Origin of the sequence: Pseudarthrobacter sp. NPDC058329 (genome assembly GCF_042879835.1) — a bacterium.
GTDB lineage: Bacteria > Actinomycetota > Actinomycetes > Actinomycetales > Micrococcaceae > Arthrobacter.
Genome location: NZ_JBHVZR010000003.1, coordinates 263228 through 287301, shown reverse-complemented (window position 1 = coordinate 287301; position 24074 = coordinate 263228). Strand labels below are relative to the sequence as shown.

Sequence of the window (24074 nt, the reverse complement as noted above, 5' to 3'; positions counted from 1 at the left end):
ATAGTGTGGAACGATTTCTTCACGGGCCTGATCTTCCTCAACGGCTCCGACGCCGTCACACTGCCTGTAGTGATCTATAACTTTGTGGGTGAAAGTGTGTCCCAGTGGAACGTCATCTTTGCCGCCATCATCATTTCGATGATCCCCATCCTTGCCTTCTTCCTCTTCGCACAAAAGCAGTTCATTCAGGGCTTCACCGGCGGCGTGAAATCCTGACAGCGATGGAGACGACCGGGCTGCATCCCTTCCTCCTGCTGGGTCGATTCATCTGCGCATCGTAAATGACCGCCACATGTATCGTTCTTTTACAGCGTGGACGGTGCGAATTGGACTCGGCGTGGAATGCGGATTGAGGCCTCGGACTACAAAGCGAATACTGCCGCCGACCTCCTGAGTCCCAGCCCGGCATTACTCGCAACCGGCACCGGTCACGTGCAATTTGAAAACTCCCAATACCGCGTTCTGGGCGACTGATCGCTTTCAGCCCAAGCATTCCTTCCACTTTCCGAAAGTTGAAAATGAACACCGCGCCACGACTTGAACACCACGACGCTCACACTCGACTGATCGTTGACGGAAAACCATTCCTTTGTTTGGGCGGCGAGCTACACAACTCCAGTTCCTCCGACCGCCAATACATGGCAGAAGTGTGGGAGAAGATCTCCGGATCAGGGGCAAATAGTGTGATCGCGACGGTGGCCTGGGACCAGGTGGAGCCTGAGGAAGGGACCTTCGACTTCTCCGTCGTCGATGGGATTCTCGAAGATGCCCGTGCAGCTGGCCTGAGGCTGATCCTCATCTGGTTTGGGGCCTTTAAGAACGCGTCATCCACTTACGCACCCACATGGGTGCGGGCCGACAGAACCCGCTTCCCTCGCGCAGACCGCGGACCGGAGCCCATGGAAACACCCTTCTCATACAAGGGCTCGATGCCTCGACCCACTCTTTCCGTGTTCTCTGACGAGCTCTTTGTCGCTGATAGAACGGCTTACTGCCGATTCATGGCACATCTTGCCGAAGTCGACCGGCAGCACACGGTGATCATGGTTCAGGTCGAAAACGAGGTCGGGCTTCTCGGAGTTGGCAGGGACCGTTCGGCGGCAGCTCGGGCAGCCTGGGAATCGCCGGTTCCGGTGCCACTTCGCAAGGCCCTGGCGAACAATGCGGACGCGTTCGATCCCACAGTGTCAACAGTTCTCCAACCCGTCATCGCTTCGGAGGCCAGTTGGGCTCATCATTTTGGTGACGGCAGCCCTGTCGCAGACGAAGCTTTCATGGCTTGGGCCTTCGCGACCTACGTAGGGGGACTTGCCGCTGCTGGAAAGGAGATCCTGGAGCTTCCTGTTTTCGCCAATGCTTGGGTGGGGCCGCAGCCTGGCCAGGACCTTCCCGGAAATTACCCAAGCGGTGGGCCGACCGCGAGGATGATTCCGGTCTGGCAAACGGCAGCGCCCGCAATCGATTTTCTGGCCCCGGACATTTACGTGCCGAATTCAGCAGAAATCATGTCCCAGTACGCGTCTGTTGGAAACCCGCTCTTTATACCGGAGGCACGGTTTCGTGCTGGTGATGCCTTTCTTTCCGTCGGCCGCTTTGGTGCTCTGGGCTATCAGGTCTTTGGTCTTGAAGATGGCCGTCCGGGGAACCAGTACGGCCTAACGTGTCGGGCAATCCTGGCACTTACCGATCAAATTGTTGAGGGCCAGCGAGATGAACGGATCTTTGGATTCGCGTTGGAACAGGACGAAGATCTTGTAACGACGACGCTCGGTGGCATCTCTATTACCGTCCGAAATTCAGCAAAGCTCTACAGGTCCATGCTGCTTGACGCCGGTGTAGTGCTGCCGCCGCCTCCAGAGCTCCCGGGTGAGACCGAGGGCGCCGCCCACGGGCACACTCCTGGGGATGGCCGTCCCTTCGGGCTCATCCTCGAAACGGGACCATTGGAGTTCCTTGTCGTGGGGCAGGGCGCGCTGTTCGATTTCCATAAAGCAGACTCAGAGCTCGAACTTGATTCCGTGCGTGAGCTGCGGTTGACCCAGGATGGCTGGCGGGACGGCCGACTCTTAAACGGTGACGAGCGGCTTCAGATTCTGAAGAACGACACGATCAGCGCCTCCAGGATCAAGCTGCTCGAACTTTCCAAGTCCGCGTAAGGCGCGAGGGCAGGTGTAGAAAGAGGCAAGTTATGCACCAGTGTGAAAAGTGTTCCCGACCGCTCCGGGGGCAACGACATAAGCGCCACGGGAATCCCGCCCCGGAATGCTCTTGCAGGAATGAGCATGGGCTTGAGATCTGACGCATCTAGCATGACACCCTTTCTGCCGTCGCCAAGGAACCTGCGATGGGGGATCGTTGGAACCGGGGGGATATCACGCCAGATCACGGCGGACTTCGCGCTCGTGGCGGATGCGGACGTGGTCGCTGTCTCCAGCCGGCACGCGTCGTCTGCGAAGGATTTTGCAGACACGTTCAGGATCCCCGCAAGCTTTGACGACTACAACAGCATGCTCAACGCCGACATCGACGCCGTGTACATCGGGACGCCGCACGTGACGCACTTCGAGCTGGCACGTGCAGCGCTCGAGCGTGGCCGCCATGTCCTCTGCGAGAAGCCGATCGGCCTGGACGCTGGAGAGGTGCGGGAACTCGCCGCTATCGCCGCAAAATCCGGTGCCTTCCTGATGGAGGCGATGTGGATGAAGTTCAATCCCCTCTACCTCCGCTTGCGCGAGATGGTCGACGCCGGAGCCATCGGTGAGATCCGCAGCGTGAGATCTGCCTTCGGTGCACCGTTCCCGCGGGATGACTCAAGTCGGTGGAAGCGTGGCGGCAGCACACTGCTGGATCAGGGCATCTACCCCGTGACACTCAGCCACATGTTCCTCGGTGACCCGTCGGGCATCACCGCAGCCGGGATTGTGCAGGAGAACGCAGTAGACCTGAGCCAGAACTACACCCTCAACTACCCCGGAGGGCGTTTCGCCCAGGGTGCCAGCTCGATGGTCAATTTCCTCGACCAGTCCGCATCACTGTCCGGGACCGGCGGCTGGATCACCATAGACACGGGCTTCTGGTTCGCGTCGCGCTTCACAGTCCACCGGTTCAGTGTCGAAACGGGCGAGACAACCGAGACCTACGAGACCACGCGCGAAGGTCACGGCTACGTGCCCATGCTCCGGGCCGTGACCGCCGCGATCCTGAATGGCGATGTTGAACATCCGCTCCACAGCATGGATGACTCCGCCCGTATTTTTGACACGTTGGATGAGATCCGCCGACAGATCACGATCAGTAGAAAGGCCGAATCTTGAGCACCTCATCAGGTCAAAGTACCTTCCTCAGCCATGCAAGCGCGCCCGAAGGTCAGCGCAGAGCCGATCTCGGCGACGGCACATATTTGAATCCGGTGTTCGCGGGAGACCACCCTGACCCCGCTATCCTCCGCGACGGTGACGATTATTACGTGACATTCTCCTCCTTTGAGTCAACGCCGGGCCTCATCATCTGGCACTCACGGGACCTGCTGAATTGGAAACCGCTGGGTCCGGCATTGCCGGAGCCGATCGGCAACGTCTTCGCAATGGATATGTGCAAGGTCGATGGCCGGTACTTTATCTACGTTCCGATCATTCCCACCGCGGTCTCACCGGATCCGATGGCCCCGCCGCTGATTTATGTCATCCATGCCGAAAGCATGGAGGGTCCGTGGAGCGAGCCCATCAACCTCGGCATCGCAGGGCACATCGACCCCGGGCACGTGGTGGGAGAGGACGGCCACCGCTACCTCTTCCTCAGCGGCCTCAGCCGCGTCCGGCTCACTGCCGACGGCATGGCAACCGACGGGCCCGTGGAGCATGTATATGACGGGTGGCGCTACCCCGACGACTGGGTCACTGAGGCCTACGCCCTCGAAGGGCCGAAGCTGACCCGCCGCGGTGACTGGTTCTATCTCACGACGGCGGTGGGCGGCACGTCGGGCCCGCCGACCGGGCACATGGTCACAGTCGCCCGGTCGCGTTCGGTAGATGGTCCCTGGGAGGACTGTCCCCGCAACCCCATCATCAGGACGTGGGATGTAGCTGAGCCGTGGTGGAGCAAGGGCCATGCCACCCTGTTCGAGGGTCCGAACGGCCAATGGTGGAGCATCTACCACGGTTACGAGAACGGCTTCGCCACCCTGGGCCGGCAAACGCTTCTGGAACCGATTGAATGGGACGACGACGGGTGGCCGCGGGCAGCCGGCGGAAACCTCTCAAAGCCTTTGCCCGCACCCATTCCGGCGGCATCGGCAGCGGCGGGCCGGACCCACGGCCTGGCGTTGTCCGACGACTTCGCCGAACCGCGTTTTGGTATCCAGTGGTCCTTCCACTCGCCGTCAAAAGACGAGTACCTCCGGGCCTCATTGGATGACGGGTTGCTTCTGAAGGCCAGCGGAACCAGCCCGTCCGACAGCTCACCGCTGACCTGCATCGTCGGTGACCGGCGCTATGAGATCAGCGTCGAGATGGAACCCCTGGACGGGGCCCAGGGCGGGCTGCTGCTCTACTACAGTGACCGGCTCTTCTGCGGAATGGGCCACGACGGTGCTGCCATGACCAGCTACCGGGCCGGCAGGGCCATTCCCTATTGGCGGGAACCTGCCCCATCGGCAAAAACCATTCACCTGCGCATCGTCAACGACGGCCACATCGTCACTCAGTACTACAGCACCAACGGAATTGACTGGACCCGCCACGGTCTCCGGTTCGACGTTGCCGGCTACAACACGAACACGGCTGATGAGCTCCTGAGCCTTCGGCCGGCCCTGTTCGCAGCGGGTACCGGGCAGGTGCGCTTTCGGAACTTCCAGTACCGCGCCCTGAGCGATTGATCTTGCGATTGTGCCAGCCACGGCCGACGTAAAATCGCCCTCCCTCCGAAGCTGGCCTCAGTTCCGGAGGGAGGGCGGTTGCGTTTAGGCGGCCTGGTGAAGTATCAATGAGGGCTATTCCGTGCCGAGCCCCGCGGCCGAAGTCTTTTCGCCGGCCACGCTGTTGAGCGCGGTCAGGTCGAAGATGCCGTTGATATCGGCCTGCTTGGTGGTCCCGGCGGTCACGCCGTCGGCCAGGAGCTTCTGGTACGTTCCGGCGAGCGGGTCCACGGTGAACACGATGTTCTTCAGGGACCGGTCGATCACGTCCGCCTTCAGCTCGGCGCCGGCGGCTTCCTTCAGGGCGGCGTTGATGACGGTGGCCTTCTCGCCGTCGGCTGCGCTGTTCAGCCACTCAACCGACTTCACGTGGCCCTTAAGCAGCGCCTTCACGGTGTCCGGGTGGTCCGCGGCGAACTTCTGGTTCACGATCAGGATGGTGGTGGGGAACTCGCCCGGCTTGCCGGACAGCGAGCCGTCCCACAGGTCCTTTTCATCCACCAGCACCTTGGCGCCGGCGGTCAGCACCAGGCGGGAGGCCCAGGGCTCAGGCAGCCACGCGCCGTCTAGCTTTCCGTCCTGGAACAGTTTCAGGGTCTGGGCGTTCTCAGTGGGGTTGATGGCGACGTCGCCGCTGCCGTCAACGTTGGTCTTGTAGCCCTGGGCGGTGAGCCAGGCGCGGAGTGCGACGTCCTGCGTGCCGCCGAGCTGCGGGGAGGCGAGGGTTTTGCCCTTGAGGTCGGCTGCGGAGTTGATCTCCGGCTTGACCACCAGCTGGGCGCCGCCGGCTGCAGCGCCGGCGATGATGTTGACGGATTCGCCGCCGCTCTTCACGTACGAGTTGATGGCGGGGTTCGGGCCGATGTAGGTGGCGTCGATAGCCCCGGCATTCAGGGCTTCGATGGCCGCGGGGCCGGCGTTGAACACCTGGGTGGTGAGCCTGGTGTCGCCCAGTTCGCCGGCGATGTGGCCCTGGCTTACGCCCACCAAAGCGGCTGCGTGGGTGACGTTGCCGAAGTAGCCGAGTTTCAGTTCGGCGGCCGGGTTGCCGGAGGCTGCGGTCTCCTGGACTGCTGCGGGCGTGCCGCTGTTGAACGTGGTGGCGACGGCGGCGCCGCCGCCAATCAGGGCGAGCAGGCCGGCGGCGATGCCGATCTTCAGGCCGAGGGGGCGTTTGGGTGTATTGGACTGGCCGGCCACGATGCGGGTGGAGCCTTGCTCGTTCTGCGGACGCTTGTCCTGGCTTTCTGACATTGGGGATTCCTTTGCTGGGGCGGGTGCTGAGACGAGATTACGGAGCACCCGGCAGCCGCACAATCAGTCCCGTAGCGGGCGTTCACGGGACGTCGCGAACGCTCAACAGGACGTAGCGCAGCGTCAAGGAACGTCTTTGGAAGACACAGAACGTGTTCAGCTGCCGGCAGCTGCGGGCCTGGACTCCCGTACCGCCGGGGGCGTGAACCGTGCCCCCGTATCCGGGAAGCCCGGTACCTCAATCCGCGCGTGGGTATGGACTTCCTGAACCGTCCGGCGGGTATGTTCCGCGATGTCCTCCATGGTGGTGACCCACATGCCGTCCATTCCCTTGACCCGTTCAATGAGCCGCTCCAGGGCCACCGCCTTGGACGGCCGGCCGGAAATGAAGGGGTGGTTGGTCAGGACAAAACAACTGCCCTGGGCGTGGTGTGCCTCCGCCTCGAGCGTCCACATCTCGAGGACCTTGGCCGGGCTCTCGATCACACCGCTGCCGGTCACGCCGGGGTAGAAGGCGTACTGCTCCCAGTCGTCCAACGCCCAGTCCACGGGGATTTCCACGATGTCCCGCGAGTCTCCCGGGGCGACGCTGAAGCGGTAGGGGGCATCGCCGTCGAGCAGGCTCGAATCGTAGAGGAAGCCGCGGTCCGCCAGGAGCCCGGCAGAGTGCCAGTTCAGCTCCCACCAGGGCGCCCGGTACCCCACCGGCTCAACCCCGGCGGCCCTGGCGAGCGCCTCCAGTCCGCGGTCGATGTAACGTGCTTCCGTTTCGGCGTCGATACCCTGCATGGGCTCGTGGAGGTAGCCATGGTGGGCCACCTCGTGCCCCGCGTCCACGATCCGCCGGACGGTGTCCGGGTAGCACTCGGCCGTGAAGCCAGGGACGAAGAACGTGGCGCGGATGTCCTGGCGCTGGAGGACCTGCAGCAGCCGGGGCACGGCCACCTTGGGCCCGTAGGACTGATGCGTCATCAGGGACATCCGGCTGGTGCTCTTGGGATCGTGGGCGATGGTGCAGGATTCGGCGTCGACGTCGAACGTGAAGGAAGCTGCGGCGCGCTTGCCCTCCGGCCAGGTGATCGGGTGCGCGGAGTCGGGGAATGCTTCGAGGGTCATGGTGGTCCTAGCGTTAGTGGGCGTTCAGGCGCAGTGCGGTTCAGAGGGCGGGCTGCGTGCCGGAGGCTCCGGTCAGTTCGGCGGCCGCCTGGCGGTGTACCGGGGCGGACTCGATGAACCGGCGGTGGACCTTCGGGCCCAGGATGGCGTAGCTGGTGGCGCTGGCAAGGCCGCCGGCGAGCCAGGACAGGTCCCAGCCGCCCAGGGCCACGGCGATGGGGCCCTGCATGGCGGGGACGAGCCCGTACATAAACAGCCAGGTGGCGAAGATGCCCACCAGGAGGGAGGTGACGCCCGCCCAGTTGATGCCGGGGAGCCGCCTGGTGCCGACGCCGTCGAACAGCCGTTCCGGATTGCCGGGCCAGCGCCTGTCGATCCAGAAGTAATGCACCAGCATGACGCCGCCCCAGGCGGCTACCCAGGCGACCAGCCCGATGAGCCAGGCGTCAAGGACTGCTGCGAAGTCCTCCTGGAAGATGAAGAATACGACGGCGGCGAGCGAGAACACCCCGACGAAGAGGTTGAGCTTGCGGCGGCTGATGGTGATGTCCAGTGCCTGGGTGGCCACGGAGAAGGTGTAGATGTTCAGGATGTTGGTGGCGATGGGTCCGTGGAGCACCATCAGCAGTACGGGCAGGGCAAGGACGCCAAAGTTCTGGACGATGAGCTTGCCGGGATCAATCTCACCGCTGTTGGTGGCCAGGCTTGCGCCGAGGACGCCGAGCCAGACCACCGGGATGAACTGGCCGAGGACGCTGGCGAGGTAGACCTTTTTCTTGGGAACCTGGGTGCTGACGAAGCGCGAGTAATCGGCGGCGTACGTGAACCAGGTGATGCCCCAGCCGATGCCGATGGCGGTCATCACTGCGCTCATGGCGGCGATCCGCTCGGATCCTTCCAGGATGTTGCCCGCCGGGCCGGCGTAGGACCAGTTGATCTTCATGCCGAACCAGGCCACTGCGGACATCACCGCAAGGATGATGATGGTGGGCGGGACGGTCCACTTTTCGAAGGCGGCGATCGCTTTGTAGCCGAACCAGGCGATGGCCACCTGGGCGGCCATAATGGCCGTGGCGACGCCGATCTTCCAGGCGTAGTTGGTGGCTGTTGGGTCCACCCAGCCGAGGGTTCCGAAGAGGGCCATCACCAGATCAAGGATGATCCAGGTGTTGACCGCACACCAGCCGATCACCAGGAGCGCCTGGATGGCGGCCGGGAGGTAGTTCCCCCGCCGGCCGAACGCCGCCCGGGCGAGCACCATGCCGGTGGCGCCGGTCTTTTGGCCAAGCAGGACGAAGCAGCCGAATAGCAGCATGCCGATCAGGTTACCCAGCACCAGGACTGTCACGGTGTCCGCGAAGCCCAGCCCCAAGTGGATTCCGAGGGCACCCAGTACCCAGTTGATCGGGGCCAGGTTGGCACCGGCCCAGATCCAGAACTGGCCTGAGACTTTGTGGGTGCGCTGGGACTCGGGGATTGGCTGGAGCCAGGCTTCGACGTCTTCCGTGTGGACGGACTGGTCGGCTCCTGAAGCTGTGGGTTGTTGTTGCATCGAGGCCTCTTCGTTGAGGGGAGGGGGGATTCTTCAAGGTTATGTGTCGGCCGCCACATCCACCATCTACAATGTGTCTGGAGCTTTTCCCTTCTACATGACGGAGTGTCATGCCAGTTCATCTGGAGGATGTCCTGCGGCATCCCAGTGTCCTAGCCGCCGATCCGGTGGTCCGTGCGGCGGCGGGAGTTGTTCCGCAAACCCAGCTCCGCTGGATCCACTCCAGCGAGGTCCTGGACATTGCCTCGCTGCTGGGCGGCGGGGAACTCCTGCTCACCGGGGGACAGGCCCTCGCGCTGGCTTCCGATGAGCGGCAGACGGGCTACATCCGGGACTTGGCAGAACGCGGGGTGGCGGCGCTCGCCGTCGAGACCGGGAGCGTGCTTCCCTCGATTCCCGCCTCGATGATCGCCGCCGCTGAGGAGGCAGGCCTTCCCCTGATCGAGCTGCGCCGCGTGGTGCCGTTTGTGGCGGTTATGGAGGCGATCAACTCACAGCTTGTCAGCCAATCGGCGGCACAGTTGCAGCAGGCGGACCAGGCGAGCCATGCCATGGCGGTTGAGCTCGCGCACGGTGGCAGCCTTGACCGGATTCTCGCGGTCCTTGCGGTGGCGACCGGCTCTGAGGTGGTGTTGACGTCCACTGCGGGGGCGTCGCTGGCGAGTGCGGAGCCGGGCGGGGATGTTGATGCTTCGGGGCCCATGCCCTCCGGTGACGGCGTGGGGGACTACTCAACGCCCATCCACGTGGAGGTTCCGGTGCGGGGGATCCCGTCTGCCCGGCTGACGCTTCACGTCCGTGGTGACGCTGATGTGAACCTCGCCCGGATAGCGGGGAACCGGTCGGTGGACATTCTGGCCCTTGCACTGCTGCAGCGGATGCCTCCCGGATTGAAGGAGATGGCGGGCGCCGCGCTGATCCGGGCCATTGATTCCGGCAAGCAGAACTGGCGGCTCCGGGAGCTGGCTCCGGCTGCGGGGATTCCCGTCAGTGCCCAGGTGGTGGCGGTGGTAGTTCGTTCCCCTGCTTCCAAGCAGCTCCGGAAGGATGTGGAGCACCTGCTGGATCCGGGTGGGCAGCATGGCGCCAGCTACGCGGACAATGCCGAACTCCTGGCCCTGGGGGTGCTCCGGTCCGGGAATGTCCAGGATGAACGGCAAAGGATCGTGGACGGCCTGCTGGCTTTGGCGGTGCCGGAGGGAACGGTGAGCGCGGTCGGGCCCATTGCCTCCGGTGTCTCCTTCGCTCCGTGGTCCCTGGCGGAGGCGAGGCTGACACTGGAACTTGCAGCCGGCGTCGGGAATTCCGGAGCCGCTGCGTACGGAAACGGGACAGTGCTCGATGCCCAGGCGTTCGCCGTCGAGCGGCTGGCGGTGCAGTCCATGGACGAGATGCAGCGCCGCGACTTCGTCAACCAGCAGTTGGCCGCGGTCCTTGAGCACGACGCCCAGCGCCACTCCACGCTGGTGGAGACGCTGCGGGTCTGGCTGGACTCCGGCTGCAACACCGCGCAGGCGGCGCGGGAGCTGCATGTGGAGCGGCAGTCCATGCACCAGCGGCTGCAGCGGATCTTCTCCCTGTGCGGCGGCGACCCCCGCGGCACCGGACGACTTCCCGCCCTGCACCTCGCTGCCCGCCTCGCGGCACTCCCGCCCCAATAGGACGCTCTCTCACTTGGCGCGGGTTTTCTGCCAACGCTCTCTCAGCTCCTGCAGGAATATCCGGAACGCTCTATCGGGCCGTGGGCTGCAGGTAATCCCGAATCAATGCCGCAACGCGTTCGGCCTCGGAGTAGGCCCCGTGGGTCCCGGCGGTCTCGGAGGTGTAGTCGCCGGCGAAGTGCAGCGATCCGATTGAACGCTGAAGCTCCGGAAGGGCTTCTGCCCGCGCGGGACTGAGCAAAGCGAAGCAGTGCTGCCAGGTCTGGGCGTGTACACCGAGGACCCGGCCTCGAAGCTGGGGTGCCACCGTGTACACGTCCTCCATCCACTGGGCGACCCGCTGCTCGTCCTCGGCGAACCCGGGCAGGTAGCCCGAGGAATTTCCGTAGCAGGTCAGTTGGACAATGTTTGCGCTGGAGGTCTTTTCGGTACCGCCCGGGACCGGGTTGATGATGGCGTCGAAGGGCATGCCGACGGTAACGATGAAGGCCCAGTCCTTGAACTCCGGGAGCCCTTCGATATCAGCAACAATGTTCAGCGTGGTGCTGCCGGGGCTGGCCACCTTGTTGAGCGCTGACGTCTTCCACTCCGGCAGGTTCCTGACCACGTCCGGAGCGATCGGTGCGGGAACAGCCAGGACCACGTGCTTTGCCGTCAGCTTCTCTGCGCCCCTTTCGCCCTGGACAGCCACCTCGTAAAGGCCCTCTTCCTCGAGCAGGGCCACATCTGTCACCCGGGTGTTGTAGCGGACCGTATCCCGGGGCAGGCGTTTCAGGATGGCCCGTGGAATGGCCTGCATTCCGTCCAGCGCGAACAGCCGGTTGTTCTTTTCCCGTGCCAGGTAGCTGGCGAAATAACGCATCGCGTACTTGGCCGAGAGATTGGCCGGATCGCCCACGGCGCCGCCCCGGATAGCGGTGGCAATGATGTCGCGGACTGCCGGCTGCAGGTCGGCGATCCGTTCGGCGACCGTCTCACCTGAGAGTTTGTCGAGTTGGCCTGTTGACGTCCGGTCAGTGACGTAGTCCTGGTACTCGGTGAGGGAGGTGTCAATGAACTTGATCAGCTCCGTCTTTTCGGACTCTGTGAGCTTGAGCCCGGCCACCACGTCTTCGTTGGTTTCGGCCACAACGGTCTTCCCCTTGACGTGGATACCGTACGTTTCAGGGAGGAAGGGCACGGTTTCGATACCAAGCTCGTGCACAAGCTCTTCAGACTTTGTTCCCTTGTAAACGAACATTGCACCGGAGTTGGCCGATGTCCCTGCCAGCTGGACTGTGTGCGACCGGCCGCCGATGTCCTGACCGGCCTCGAGGACGAGGACATCCAGGCCCGTGTCCCGCAGATAGTACGCAGTACCAAGCCCTGCGGCGCCGCCTCCGACAATTATCACGTCATGCACTGTGGGCTCCTTGAAATTCTGGTTAGTCTGCGTCGTAGGTGTTGGCGATGTAGACATCGCAGGTCGCGCTGTGTGCCACACTGTTGGCCACGCTCCCCAGCACGCGTCCGATGCCCCGCATTCTGCGGTTGCCCCACCACGATGACGCGGGCCTCCTTGCGAATCGCTTCCCTGATGAGGGCATCGGCCGGCCTGCCCGCCGCTGCAGCGAAGGTGATTTTGATGTCCCCGCCCAAGGTGTCCGCCACGGTCCTCGCGACGTGTTCGGCCTTATCGGCGTCCGAGACCAGCCATTTGTCGGCGCCGGTGCGGAATACTTCCGACCGCTCGGCGTCAAAGGCTGACACCACGTGGAGGGTCCCGCCAAGTGCTGTAGCCAGGTCTCTGGCAGCCTCCGCTGCCTTTCTGGCCGTCGCGCTGCCGTCAACCCCTACAACAATGGTCCCGCTCATGTGCATGCTCCTTTGCTTGCTTTTAGAAACTTAAGAATCGGGGCGGCCGCCCATTGTGAGGGCGACGCCGGACGGATATCCGACGTCGCCCTGACATGGAACGGCCCTTGCGTCAGAGCTCGCTGGGAGCGCCCGGCTCGCCGACGGAGGGGTCAATTCCGTACTTCTCAAGGAGCTTCGTGATGGTACCGTCTTCACGGAGCTTCTTGATGTCTTCGTCCAGTGCCTTGCCGAGTGCTTCATTGTCGAGGCTGGACGGCATCATGACCTGGCCTACCGCAGCGAACTGGGGGACATTCGCGTTCGGCTTCACGTCAATCACCGTGGCACCCTCGATGGGAGCGTCTTTGAAGCGGTAGTTGGCGGACGCGGAGGATGCCACGAGGGCGTCGATGCGGCCCGCTTTGAGGTCTCCGTAGACGGATTCGTCGTCCTGGTAGATCTTGAACTTATCGCCAAGCCATTTCTGCATGCTGTCGTTCCAGAGGTTGCCGGCGACCGAGCCGATCATTTTGCCCTCCAGATTGTCGCTGGTCAGACCCGTTGTTGAGACGATGGCCTGCGGGTCGCTCCACAGCGGCGTGCTCATGTAGACGATCTTCGTCCGTTCCTTCGTGCGCAGCCAGTTTCCCGAGCCGATGTCGACGCGTTTCGACTGCACTGACGGGATGACCGCTCCCGCGCCGCCCGACGTGCTCACCGTGACCTTGAGGCACTCAAGCTTGGCGATCTCGTTGATCAGGTCACCCTCCATCCCGGTGACGTTGTCACCCTCCAGGATCGTGGCGGGTGCATAGTCGTAGCTTGCGACTGTGAGCTCGCCTGGCGTGATTGTTTGGAGGTCTTTGTGTGCCGGGGTGCAGTCGGAGGCGGTGCCGGCGGTGTCGCTGCCGCCGCAGGCGGTGAGGGAGATGGCGAGCAGGCCGGCGGCGGTGCCGGCGGAAAGCGCGCGCATGAGGGTGCGGGGATTCCTGGACATGGTTTGTTCCTTTACTGAGGTGATGGGGCGGATTGCCCGGGGAAAGTGGAGCGTGGGTCAGTTGCGTTGCAGGTGCCGGCCGAGGCGCTTTTCCAGCACCCGGACGAGGCCGAGGAAGAGGAGGGTGATGGATCCGTAGATCACTGCCGTAAGCAGGTACACGCTGAGGTACTCGAAGGTGATGGATGCGATCTCGAAGCCCTTGGACATCAGTTCGGGCACGGCGATCACGAATGCCAGTGCACTGCCCTGGAAGACAAGGACGGCGAGTCCGGCCAAGGGCGGGGTGGAGATCCGGAGAGCCTGGGGCAGGATGATCATCCGGAACCCGGTCCAGCCACGGAGCCCGGAGGTGAGCGCCGCTTCTTTCTGCCCGAGTGGCACCGCCGCAAGCCCGGCCCGGAAGTACTCCGAGGCGTAGGCGCCGGTGTTCCAGGTCAAAGCGATGATCGCTGTGGTCAGGGACGTCAGGGTGATGCCGGCATCGGGGAGGCTGAAGTACAGCAAGTACAACAACACCAGGGCGGGCAGCCCACGTCCGATCTCGACGAACAGGAACGAGATCCACTGCAGCGGGGCGAGTTTCGACGCTGCCATCACGGCGAACAGCAGGCCAAGGGGGAACCCGAAGAGCAGCGAGAGTCCGGTCAGCTGGAGGCTGACAAGAAGTCCTGGGGTGAGGCTCGGCAACCATCCGAGCCATTGGGTCAGCATGTCCATCACGCCACTCCGATCTTCCTGCGGAGCCCGAGGTCGACCTGACGCGAGACGAGGGCGACGACGAGGCTGATCACGATGTAGAGCGCCCCGGCAACGAGGAACGAGAGAAGTCCTTCGTGCGTCTGCTTTGCGCTTTGCTGCGCGTAATAGGTGATCTCACGCACCCCGATCGTCGATGCCAGGGCGGAGTCCTTCAGGAGCCCGATGCCGTATGTGGCGATCGCGGGCAGAGCGACACGGAACGCCTGGGGTGTGATGATGTGCCGGACGGTGGTGACAGCGCTCAGCCCGAGTGCATGGGCGGCTTCGCGTTGTCCGTCGGGGATGCTGAGCAGTCCCGAACGGTAGATCTCGGCCATAAACGCCGAGGCGATAACGGAAAATCCGATGATCGCCGCCTGGATCGTCGACAGCCGCAGGGCGAACTGCGGCAGGCCGAAGTAGATCAGGAACAACCACGTGATGGGCGGAATGACCCGCACCACGTTGATATACAGCGTGGCGATACCCCGAACGATGGCGAATGGTGAGCGGGCGGCCCCAACAAGGACCAAGCCGATAAGACCACCGATAACGAGGGAGGCACCGGTGACGTAAAGCGTTAGGCCGACGCCCCGGGCGATGGCGGGCAGGAGTTCTGCAATCATCGCCGCCTCACCTGTCCAGTACGGCTTTGAGGAACTGCCGGGTGCGTTCGTTCTGCGGCTCCGACATCACCTGCTTGCTTGGGCCGATCTCCAGCACGCCGCCGTTGCCCATCACCATGATGCGGTCCGAGACGTCACGTGCGAAGTGCATCTCGTGGGTGACGACGATCATGGTCATGCCTTCGTCCGCGAGGTCGCGCATGACCGCGAGGACCTCGAGGCCGATCTCGGGATCGAGGGCTGACGTAGGCTCGTCGAAAAGCATGACCTTCGGGGACAGTGCCAGCGCACGGGCAATGGCGATGCGCTGCTGCTGGCCTCCTGAGAGGCGGGCGGGGTACGCGTTTGCCTTGTCGGGAAGCCCAACGTGCTTGAGCAGCCTGTTAGCGGTCTCCTGCGCCTGCTCCTTGCTCGCGCCGAGCACTTTCCGCTGCGGCAGGGTGATGTTCTCCATGACGGTCAGGTGGGGGAACAGGTTGAAGCTTTGGAAGACCATACCCGTAACGCGCCGGAGGTGGTCCAGGCTGGACTTGTCCGGCAGTTTCCCGCCGGCAACAACGCGGGCGCCGCCAATCGCGATGGTGCCCTCCGTTGGTGTCTCCAGGTAGTTCAGGCAGCGCAGGAAGGTGCTCTTGCCCGCCCCCGACGGCCCGATGACCGAGACCACCTCACCCTCGGTCATGACCAGGTTCACGTCTGACAGCACCCGACTGGCGCCATAACTCTTGCCGAGCCCGGAAACCACAACCTCGCCGGACAGCGCGATCGGGGGAGTTTTAGTGCCAAAACTGAAGCTCATTCTTGGTTCCTTTGGATAAATGACGCATATAGCACGGAGGCCAAGGCCGCTGACGCTGTTAATGAGGGGCCAGGCGTCTAACTCAGGGTTGGGACAGGCTGTGGCCTGCGTCACTGCATGTGCTGCACATCACCCTAGCCAGCGATCTCCATCCTGTCTAGATCTGTGATCACAGATCACACAATATTTCGAAAATTGGCAACACCGGCTCTTCCCCTAAGCGGGCGGGCGGGGCCGAATCGTATGGCGGAAACGAGTCGCTCTGCGCCAGGAACCCGCCAACACAAAGGCGTGCCGCCCGGGACTCCGGACGGCACGCCTTGTTTGTCGCAGTTCTGGCGGGCTACTTTTGCGGGGCTTCGGCCAGCCTGGCTTTGATCCGCTCGCTGGCATCCAGGAGGGACGCCTCGTTCACGGCTGCGGCTGCTGCCGGGTCACCCTTCCGAGCGGCGGTCACCAGGTCCTGCTGGTAGCGCCATAGGGAGTCATCGTTTTCGGCATCAAGGGAACCTTGGGCACCAACAATCTTGTAGGCCCGGCATTGTTGCCACAGCGCCTTGATCATCTGAAGCAGGACCGGGTTGCCGGCAGCCTCGTAGAGGATGGCCAGCATGGCCTCGTCGTGATCCAGCAGGGCGATGACCTGCCGCTCATTAATGGCCGTTCGCATCAGTTCGTACTCCGACTGCATCCTGTCGCAATCCTCGGGTGTGATCTTTTCACTGCCCAGCCGTGCGGCTTCTGTTTCCAGGAGCCGGCGGACGTCATAGACGTGGATCAGCTCCCCGAAGGTCAGGCTCTTGACCACCGCCCCTTTATGGGGTTGACGCTCGGCGAGGCCGGTCTCCTCCAACCGGCGGATCGCCTCCCGGACGGGCATAACGCTGGTACCCACCTGCTCGGCCAGATCGCGCACCTTGAGCCGCGAGCCGGCAGGGAGGTCCCCGCTCAGGATGGCAGCGTGAATCATCGCATAGACCTGGTCGGTCAGAAGGGTGGGTTCGGCGCGCTTGGATATGACCACCAGTCAAATATACGGCCGCCGGCGCACGCCCCTTCGCCCGCCGCAGCCACGTCGCGAGCATGAAGGAAATCTTTCCGAAGGGCTTGTGTGATCTGTGATCACATCTTAGGGTGGTTTGTATCACATCGGCTCAAGTGCATCCTTGCGGCCCTCGGGGAGCAGCAATGCTCGACGGCGGCGCTGCCGGCCCGGCGCAAACGTTCAGGAAGCACGCAGTCACCTAAGCGCCAAGAAGCTTCCGGGGGAGCCACCGCCGCGGCGGCCCCCGGCACCAAGCGACAAGTACCAACAGCAAGGAATGGGAACCATGAAAGATGTAGTCATTGTCGGTGGCGGCCTCGCCGGCCTTTCAGCAGCCTGGCGGTTGCGGCACTGGGACACTGTTGTCCTGGAGTCCGGCGACCGTGTGGGCGGAAGGATCCGCTCGGAGCGCCGGGGCGACTACTGGCTGAACTGGGGCGGACACGTCTTCGCCGGCGCAGGCTCCTCCACCGATGCTTTGCTCAATGAGGTGGGCGTGATGGCCGTCCAGATCCCTGGGTCGCTCCAGGCCCTCTCCATGAACGGAAAGTTCATCAAGAAGGGGCATATCGCCACCTACCCGTTCCGCATCCCGATGTCCCTTTCGTCCCGTGTGGATACGCTGCGGGCCGGCATGAAGGTGGTCAGCGGAGTCACCAAGTACACCGGAGTGGTGCGCAAGCGTACAGGTGAGTCCGGTGCCATGAGGCAGCAGCGCATTTACGACTTCGAGAACAGCGGTACGTTCCAGGACTTCATCGGAAACCTGTCCGAGGACGCCGCAGCGCTGTTCAAAACCACTGTCACCCGGTCCGCCGGGGATATGGACGAGATCTCCGCAGGCGCCGGCATCGGCTACTTCAGCCTGGTCCTCGGATTCGGCCAGGGGCTGAGCCAGGGCATCGTTGGCGGCCCCTCTACCCTGACCGAATCGATAGCCGCTGCCCTGGGCGATCGCATCGAGCTCGGCGCCGTCGTCCACGAAGTGGTGCACAAAAGTGACTCCGTGGTGGTCCGTTACCGCCAAAACGGAACGGAACACGAAGTGGAAGGCCGCACCGTTGTCCTGGCCACCACCGCCGACGTGTCGCACAAGATCGGTGTGGATCTCCCCGAGGACCTGAGGGGCGCCCTCAGCCAGATCAAGTACGGCCCGCATGTCAGTACCGCCTTCCTGACCAACGAAGACTCTGCCCGGCCCTGGGATGACATCTACGCGATTGCTGCCCCCAAACGCTCTTTCGCCATCGCACTGAACCAGGCGAGCATCGTCCGCGGGACCGAGTCCGTGCGGAAGCCCGGCGGCAGCTTTATGACGTTCTCTCCGGCCAGCCTGGGCCGCGCGTTGCTCGAAAAGAGCGAGGAGGAAGTCATCAAAACCCACCTCACCGACCTTGACCAGGTCCTGGGCCATGGCTTCGCCGACAGCGTCGTCGAGGCCAAGGTGGACCGGTGGAAGAATGCTTCGCCCTACTGCTTCCCGGGACGGGCCAAGATCCAGTCCACCCTGATGCGCGGGACCAACCGGGTCTTCCTGGCCGGCGACTACCTGGGCACCCTCTACACCGAAAGCTCCATCACCACAGGCTTCTCCGCAGCCCAGGAAGCTGCAAGCGTCCTGGCCACCCACCGTCAAGCCCCGCCGCAGGCCGGCCTGTCCGTCGTCGCCTGACCTTCATCACCCGAACCGACCCATACCTAAGAACAGGAATTCTTCATGTCCAACAACCTCCGCGGTGTCCTCACCGCCCTGTCCACCCCTTTCAACCAGGACGAGACGATCGACGTCGAAACCCTGAGGAAGATCGTTGACCGTTCCATCGACGCCGGCGTCGACGGCGTCGTGGCCGCAGGTTCCACCGGTGAGGTGGGCGCGCTGTCCTCCGAAGAACGCCTCCTCCTCATCGAAACGGTCATCAAGCAGGCCAACGCCCGCGTTCCAGTGATCGCCAACACCGGTGCCACCTCCACGGCGGAGGCCATCAGGCTGTCGCTGGCCGCGGAGAAGCTGGGCGCGGACGTGCTGATGCTGATCACGCCCTACTACGAGCCGCTGACCCTCGAGGAGACGGTCACCTACATCAAGGACGTAGCCAACTCGGTCAAGATTCCGGTCATGCTCTACAACATCCCGGCAGTCACCGGCGTAAACCTGGACCCGGCCACCGTCCGTGCCCTGGCCGAGGAAGTGGACAACATCCGCTACATCAAGGACTCCAGCGCCAACTGGGAACAGGCACTGCAGCTGATCCACCACCACTCGGACGTCATCGGCACCTTCATCGGCTGGGACGTCTACCTTTACAGCGCCCTTGTCGAGGGGGCGGCCGGTGTCATGGCGGGCACCGCCAACGTTGTACCCAACGAGATTGTCGCGGTCAGCCGCCGCATCGCCGAAGGTGACCTGTCCGGTGCCCTGGAGCAGTGGAAGAAGGTTTACCCCGTCATCGACGCCCTGCTGTCCGTGCCGTTCATCCCTGCCGTGAAGGCCGGACTTTCCCAGCAGGGCCTGCCGGCCGGCTCACCCAAGCGCCCCACGGCAGACCTCAATGCCGAAGACCGCGCCCGGGTACAGCACGCCCTGTCCGCCCTGTACCAGACCGTCGGCTAAGCCGTGGGTACCGATTTCGGCGCCTTCCTGTCGCACGTCTCTGATGCCATCTGGGCGCCCATGGCCTACGTGGTCCTGGGCCTGGGCGTGCTCTACTCCGTCGCCACCAAGGGGGTGCAGTTCCGGCGGATTCCGGACATGCTCCGCCAACTGAAGGACAGTGAAGGCGGGGAAGGAGGCCTGTCCTCCTTCCAGGCACTCGTGCTGGCACTGGCCAGCCGGGTGGGCGTCGGCAGCATCGCCGGTGTGGCCACCGCCGTCGGTGCCGGTGGTCCGGGAGCCCTGGTCTGGATGGCCGTCACCGGCCTCGTGGGCTGCACCGTAGGCTACGCCGAGGCAACCCTGTCCCAGACCTTCAAGCGCCAGGTGCTGGATGAGGACCGCCGCAGCGCCAACGAGGACATCGGTGGCATGCCGTACTACATCAAGTACGGCCTGAAACTGCCGAAAGTGGGGGCGCTCGTCGCGGTGCTCGGTGTCATCGGCTACGGGTTTGTCTTCCCGGGTCTCCAGGTCAACACGATTGCTGCCAGCGCCAAGCTCGCATTCGGGCTGGACAGCTGGATCCCGGCCGTCCTGGTCACGGTCCTCATCGCCCTGGTCATCTTCGGCGGCACCACGCGCCTGGTGAAGGTGACCCAAACCCTGGTCCCCGTCCTGGCCATCGGCTACCTCCTCCTGGCACTTGCCGTCATCGGCATCAACATCGGCAGCGTCCCCGCAGCCGTAGCCCTGATCTTCCAGTCCGCCGTCGGCATCCATCCCATCCTGGGCGGCATCGCCGGTGCGGCCGTCGCCTGGGGCGTTCGCCGGGCAGTCTTCGCATCCTCCAACGGGCTCGGCGAAGCCACCTTCGCGGCCGCCGCGGCCCGCACCTCCCACCCGGGCAAGCAAGGCCTGGTCCAGACCTTCAGCATCTACATCGACGTGCTGCTGATCTGCATGGCCACCGGCCTCATGATGGTGGTCTCCGGCAAGTACAACGTCTCCGACGGTTCCGGCGGCTACCTCGTCAACAACATTCCGGGCGTTCCGGTCGGCGCCAACTGGGTGCAGGAAGCCATCGACACACTGGTTCCCGGCTGGGGCGCAGGATTCGTCGCCGTCGCCGTCCTCCTCTTCGGATTTACGTGCCTGCTGGCCTACTTCTACGTGGCCAACTCCAACCTCCTCTACCTGCTGGACGGACGCCAGGGACACGGCTGGAAGCTGGTCCTCAAGATCGGGACCATGGCCATCGTGTTCTTCGGTTCCGTGGTCAACGCCCAGCTGATGTGGGCCGCAGGCGACATCGGACTGGGCCTGATCGCCTGGGTGAACCTCATCTGCCTCGTCTTCCTGTTCCCGCTGGTCCGCAAGATTTACCGCGACTACGAGCGGCAGCGGAAGCTCGGGCTGGATCCCACCTTCGACCCCAAAGCCCTGGGCATCGAAGGAGCCGACTTCTGGGAGAAATCCGTCCCCGTCGAACACCACCACCATCATCTTCTTCACAGCAGCCACCCCACTGAAAGGACCCCGGGCAAGCCATGACAACCGCAGAGAAGACCCAGTTCACCGTCCGCCGCGCGGAAAGCACTCCCACCCCGTCCCTCCCGCCGATCGGCCAGTTCATTGGCGGCGCGTTCGTTCCGTCCACCTCGGACGCAACGGTCGAAATCGTCAACCCGGCCACGGAGGAAGTCCTGGCGCAGGTCCCCGCCGGCTCCGTTGAAGACGTGGACGCCGCCGTCGCCGCGGCCGTAGCGGCCAAGGAGGCCTGGGCAGCCAAGACGCCGAAGGACCGGGCCGCTGTGCTGCTGCGCATCGCAGACATCATCGAGGCAAACCGGGAAGTGTTCGAAACCCTTGAAGCCGCCAACACGGGCAAGCCGACGGCGGTGGCTGAAGACGACATCTCCAGCACCATCGACACCTTCCGGTTCTCCGCCGGGGCAGCCCGTGCCTACAGCACCCTCGGCGCGGACGACTACGCCGAGAACCACACCTCGGTCATCCACCGCGAGCCCGTCGGCGTGGTCGGAGTCATCACGCCCTGGAACTACCCCCTGCTGATGGCCGCCTGGAAGATCGCCCCGGTCCTTGGCGCAGGGAACACCCTGGTGCTCAAGCCTTCGGAGCAGACGCCGCTCACCACCCTGAAGCTCGCAGAACTTATCGCCGGCGAGGTTCCGGCCGGCGTCGTAAACTTTGTCACTGGCCCGGGCCGGGTGGTGGGGAACCGGCTCTCGGAGCACCCGGACGTGGACCTGGTGGCCATCACCGGAAGCGTGGGCAGCGGCCAAAAAGTCGCCGCAAGCGCGGCCGCCTCCGTCAAGCGCGTCCACCTTGAGCTTGGCGGCAAGGCGCCGGTGGTGATCTTCGCCGACGCCGACCTCGAAGCCGCAGCGCAGGGCGTCCGCAGTGCCGGGTTCTGGAACGGCGGCCAGGAGTGCGGGGCAGCATGCCGCGTCCTGGTGCACGAATCGGTGGCCGAGAAGTTCACCGAACTGCTGGTCCGGGAGATCAGTGAGATCTCGGTGGGCGCTCCCGGCACCGGCGACGACGTCGAAATCGGTTCCATGATTTCCAAAGCGCACTACGAGCGCGTCCTCGCCGCCCTCGACGATGCCCGGAAGGATGGCTTGACCATCGCCGTCGGCGGCAATGCCATCGAGGGGCCCGGCTACTTCATCGAACCCACAGTGGTCACCAACGTGCCTGCGGGCGCGGCAATCACCAGCAACGAGATTTTCGGACCGGTGGTCTCCGTGGAGACCTTCGGCACGGATGCGGAAGCCATCAGCCGCGCCAACGAAACCATCTACGGGCTGGCAGCTTCAGTGTGGACCAAGGACTCCGCCCGCTCGCTCTCGGCTCCCCGGCGGCTGGATTTCGGCACCGTCTGGGTCATCTCACACCTGGTCATCGCCACCGAAATGCCCTGGGGCGGCTTCAAGGGCTCCGGCTACGGCCGCGACCTCTCCAGCTACGCCCTGGACGACTTCTCCCGCACCAAGCACGTAATGTACAACCGCGGCTGAGCGGTCCTCCCGATCGAAATGCACATGCACTCCGGATCTCCGGGGTGCATGTGCGTTTACGCCGTAATTCTCATTCGACCCAGCCGAAAGCAGGGCTTGTACAAATGACAAGGATGACAGGACCCGCCGACCTTCGACGCATCACTGACTGGACGCTCCTTTCTGGGGCCAAGGTGGAGATCCGCCAGCAGGGGACCGCCATCAGCAGCGGATACGTTGACGCAGTTACCGACGACGGAAAGATCCTTTGGCTTAGCGCCCCTGCCCAGGACCGACGACTCTTCGAAAAGGCTGAGTTCTTCGAGGTCTGGGCAACGGAGGACCGCCACGGATTCCACTACGAAGTAACAAAAAGCGCGCGCGCCGGGACTGCTGACGTTGCCCCGCAAGCTGTAACGACTGCCATATGACAATGGAACTGCTCTGGGAACTCGCCGGCTGGGCCGGCGCAGTTGCGATACTTGGCGCCTTCCTGGCTGTTTCCATGGGTTGGCTGAATACCGGCAGGACCTTCCAGACGGCCAACCTCCTCGGCGCGGTTGCATTCATTATCAACGGCGCATTTCACGAAGCGTGGCCATCCGTGGTGACGAATGTGGCCTGGTTCCTGATTTCCGGCACCGCGCTTTTCCGCATGCGGGCGACTACCCGGGCTCCGGCCACGGCTGCTGTTGATGCGCAGCAGGTGCATTTCCCCGGTGTCACTGACACCACCGGCCAACTCGCCGTGGTTGACGGCCCGGAACAGGCCGGAGAGCGACCCTCTCCCACCTAATGTCCCTTTCCCGGTGACGCTCTATCACTTGATGTGAAATTCCGGGCAACCCTCTATCACTTCATGTGGGATTCCCGGCAACCATCTTGCACCCCTTGCACCCCGACGGCGGACCTGTGGATAACTTCTGCAGCGTCTTGCCGTTTCGGGGCACAATGCCCGCATGCGAAAGCAAGATTTTTTGCCGCCGCCTTTGGCGCAGGCCCCCTTCACCTTTGCCTCGGCCAGGGCTTCCGGCATCACTGTCAACAGGCTCCGGCGCAAGGATGTAGTCAACGTGGGCCGCGGACTTTACCGCCCGGCGGATTGGGACTTCCACCTTGAAGGCGCCGCCAGGGCGTTGTCCGCTGCGTCGCCGGGAGCGTGGATCTCCCACGTGACAGCGGCACGGCTATGGCGCCAGTGTCTGCCACCCTGGCTGGCAGATTCCACGGAGCTGCACCTCAGCAAGCCACGTGCGCTGCCGTCGGTCCGCCGAAAGGGCATATCCGGGCATACAGTCGTGGCTCTTGACGGTGAAATTGAAATGGTCGATGGCATCCGCCTGAGCACGAGGTCACGCACTTGGCTCGATCTGGCACGGGTCCTGCCACTCGATGACCTGGTGAGCATGGGAGATGAACTGATCCGGGTCCCGCGGGTGGATTTCGAGGGAAGGACGCAGCCCTATGACACCTTGGCGGGACTGCGCCTACTCGTCAGCCATCACCCGAATCTCCAAGGCATCGTCAGGGCCCGCGAAGCACTGGATCTGATGCGGGTGGGCGCCGACTCGGCCCCTGAATCACTGCTCCGGCTGGCCATCACCAACGCCGGCTTACCCGAGCCCGAACTCCAGGTGCTATTGCGCGCCGGAGACGGGCGGTCGCCGTCGGCCGATCTCGGCTATCGTCATCGCCGCCTTGCTATCCAGTACGACGGCGAACATCACCTGGGTGACGCACAGAAGCTAAGCGACAGGAGACGGGATAAGGCCTTCGAATCAGCCGGGTGGACAGTTCTGGTCTTCGATAAGGACGATCTTGCGGATGATTTTTGCCGGGCAGTGCAGCGAATAAAACGGGCGCTCCGGAACGCGTGGCGAGACCACGCGCAGGCATCGGGGTTTGCGGGCAACGATTGAGCG

Annotated in this window: 20 protein-coding genes and 2 pseudogenes; 12 read left to right on the top strand and 10 right to left on the bottom strand. The window is 63.7% G+C overall.

Features of this window, described 5'->3' with window-relative positions; all coding sequences use genetic code 11:
• From ACFVYC_RS07415 to ACFVYC_RS07400, 4 genes and pseudogenes are all read left to right on the top strand, one after another.
• Positions 1-216: pseudogene (locus tag ACFVYC_RS07415) on the top strand (carbohydrate ABC transporter permease); the annotation flags it as partial.
• Positions 217-518: 302 nt separating this feature from the next.
• The gene (locus ACFVYC_RS07410) at positions 519-2156 is read left to right on the top strand and encodes a DUF5597 domain-containing protein (protein ID WP_387548545.1); all 1638 of its coding nucleotides are present in this window, start codon (positions 519-521) and stop codon (positions 2154-2156) included.
• A 153-nt stretch (positions 2157-2309) separates the two neighbouring features.
• Positions 2310-3314, top strand: a complete 1005-nt coding sequence (locus ACFVYC_RS07405) for a Gfo/Idh/MocA family protein (protein ID WP_387548543.1) — start codon at positions 2310-2312, stop codon at positions 3312-3314.
• On the top strand, positions 3311-4873 hold the full coding sequence (locus ACFVYC_RS07400) for a family 43 glycosylhydrolase (RefSeq protein WP_387548541.1): 1563 nt from the start codon (positions 3311-3313) through the stop codon (positions 4871-4873). The genes ACFVYC_RS07405 and ACFVYC_RS07400 overlap by 4 nt, the downstream gene beginning before the upstream one ends.
• A gap of 114 nt (positions 4874-4987) precedes the next feature.
• On the opposite strand, the gene ACFVYC_RS07395 is transcribed toward ACFVYC_RS07400, so the two are convergent.
• The 3 genes from ACFVYC_RS07395 to ACFVYC_RS07385 form a co-directional block, all read right to left on the bottom strand.
• Entirely contained in the window at positions 4988-6166 is a 1179-nt protein-coding gene (locus ACFVYC_RS07395) for an ABC transporter substrate-binding protein (RefSeq protein ID WP_387548539.1), read from the bottom strand.
• A gap of 156 nt (positions 6167-6322) precedes the next feature.
• Positions 6323-7282 (bottom strand): polysaccharide deacetylase, encoded by a 960-nt coding sequence (locus tag ACFVYC_RS07390; RefSeq protein WP_387548537.1) that lies wholly within the window; start codon positions 7280-7282, stop codon positions 6323-6325.
• Positions 7283-7322: 40 nt separating this feature from the next.
• The gene (locus ACFVYC_RS07385; protein ID WP_387548535.1) at positions 7323-8834 is read right to left on the bottom strand and encodes a purine-cytosine permease family protein; all 1512 of its coding nucleotides are present in this window, start codon (positions 8832-8834) and stop codon (positions 7323-7325) included.
• A gap of 110 nt (positions 8835-8944) precedes the next feature.
• Between ACFVYC_RS07385 and ACFVYC_RS07380 the strand changes: the two genes are divergently transcribed.
• Positions 8945-10495, top strand: a complete 1551-nt coding sequence (locus ACFVYC_RS07380; protein ID WP_387548533.1) for a PucR family transcriptional regulator — start codon at positions 8945-8947, stop codon at positions 10493-10495.
• A 70-nt stretch (positions 10496-10565) separates the two neighbouring features.
• On the opposite strand, the gene ACFVYC_RS07375 is transcribed toward ACFVYC_RS07380, so the two are convergent.
• From ACFVYC_RS07375 to ACFVYC_RS07345, 7 genes and pseudogenes are all read right to left on the bottom strand, one after another.
• Positions 10566-11897, bottom strand: coding sequence for a flavin monoamine oxidase family protein (locus ACFVYC_RS07375; protein WP_387548531.1), 1332 nt, complete (start codon positions 11895-11897; stop codon positions 10566-10568).
• 22 nt (positions 11898-11919) lie between these two features.
• A pseudogene (locus tag ACFVYC_RS07370) lies at positions 11920-12349 on the bottom strand (universal stress protein).
• A 112-nt stretch (positions 12350-12461) separates the two neighbouring features.
• Positions 12462-13328: a substrate-binding periplasmic protein gene (locus tag ACFVYC_RS07365; RefSeq protein WP_387548529.1), complete on the bottom strand. Its 867-nt coding sequence runs from the start codon at positions 13326-13328 to the stop codon at positions 12462-12464.
• A 57-nt stretch (positions 13329-13385) separates the two neighbouring features.
• The gene (locus ACFVYC_RS07360) at positions 13386-14048 is read right to left on the bottom strand and encodes an amino acid ABC transporter permease (RefSeq protein ID WP_387548527.1); all 663 of its coding nucleotides are present in this window, start codon (positions 14046-14048) and stop codon (positions 13386-13388) included.
• Entirely contained in the window at positions 14048-14695 is a 648-nt protein-coding gene (locus ACFVYC_RS07355; RefSeq protein ID WP_387548525.1) for an amino acid ABC transporter permease, read from the bottom strand. Before ACFVYC_RS07355 ends, ACFVYC_RS07360 begins: the two co-directional genes overlap by 1 nt.
• A gap of 7 nt (positions 14696-14702) precedes the next feature.
• Complete coding sequence (locus ACFVYC_RS07350) at positions 14703-15494, bottom strand: amino acid ABC transporter ATP-binding protein (RefSeq protein ID WP_387548523.1); 792 nt, start codon at positions 15492-15494, stop codon at positions 14703-14705.
• A 343-nt stretch (positions 15495-15837) separates the two neighbouring features.
• On the bottom strand, positions 15838-16518 hold the full coding sequence (locus tag ACFVYC_RS07345; RefSeq protein WP_387548521.1) for a GntR family transcriptional regulator: 681 nt from the start codon (positions 16516-16518) through the stop codon (positions 15838-15840).
• Positions 16519-16825: 307 nt separating this feature from the next.
• On the opposite strand from ACFVYC_RS07345, the gene ACFVYC_RS07340 reads away from it, so the two are divergent.
• From ACFVYC_RS07340 to ACFVYC_RS07310, 7 genes are all read left to right on the top strand, one after another.
• On the top strand, positions 16826-18211 hold the full coding sequence (locus ACFVYC_RS07340) for a protoporphyrinogen/coproporphyrinogen oxidase (protein WP_387548519.1): 1386 nt from the start codon (positions 16826-16828) through the stop codon (positions 18209-18211).
• Positions 18212-18256: 45 nt separating this feature from the next.
• Positions 18257-19150, top strand: coding sequence for a 4-hydroxy-tetrahydrodipicolinate synthase (gene dapA, locus ACFVYC_RS07335; RefSeq protein WP_387548517.1), 894 nt, complete (start codon positions 18257-18259; stop codon positions 19148-19150).
• A gap of 3 nt (positions 19151-19153) precedes the next feature.
• A complete protein-coding gene (locus tag ACFVYC_RS07330; protein ID WP_387548515.1) occupies positions 19154-20683 on the top strand; it encodes an alanine/glycine:cation symporter family protein in 1530 nt (509 codons plus the stop codon).
• Positions 20680-22173 (top strand): aldehyde dehydrogenase family protein, encoded by a 1494-nt coding sequence (locus tag ACFVYC_RS07325; RefSeq protein WP_387548513.1) that lies wholly within the window; start codon positions 20680-20682, stop codon positions 22171-22173. Before ACFVYC_RS07330 ends, ACFVYC_RS07325 begins: the two co-directional genes overlap by 4 nt.
• Before the next feature lie 113 nt (positions 22174-22286).
• The gene (locus ACFVYC_RS07320; RefSeq protein ID WP_387548511.1) at positions 22287-22583 is read left to right on the top strand and encodes a hypothetical protein; all 297 of its coding nucleotides are present in this window, start codon (positions 22287-22289) and stop codon (positions 22581-22583) included.
• On the top strand, positions 22580-22948 hold the full coding sequence (locus ACFVYC_RS07315; RefSeq protein WP_387548509.1) for a hypothetical protein: 369 nt from the start codon (positions 22580-22582) through the stop codon (positions 22946-22948). The genes ACFVYC_RS07320 and ACFVYC_RS07315 overlap by 4 nt, the downstream gene beginning before the upstream one ends.
• A 163-nt stretch (positions 22949-23111) precedes the next feature.
• Complete coding sequence (locus ACFVYC_RS07310; protein ID WP_387548507.1) at positions 23112-24071, top strand: DUF559 domain-containing protein; 960 nt, start codon at positions 23112-23114, stop codon at positions 24069-24071.
• Positions 24072-24074 lie beyond the last annotated feature (3 nt).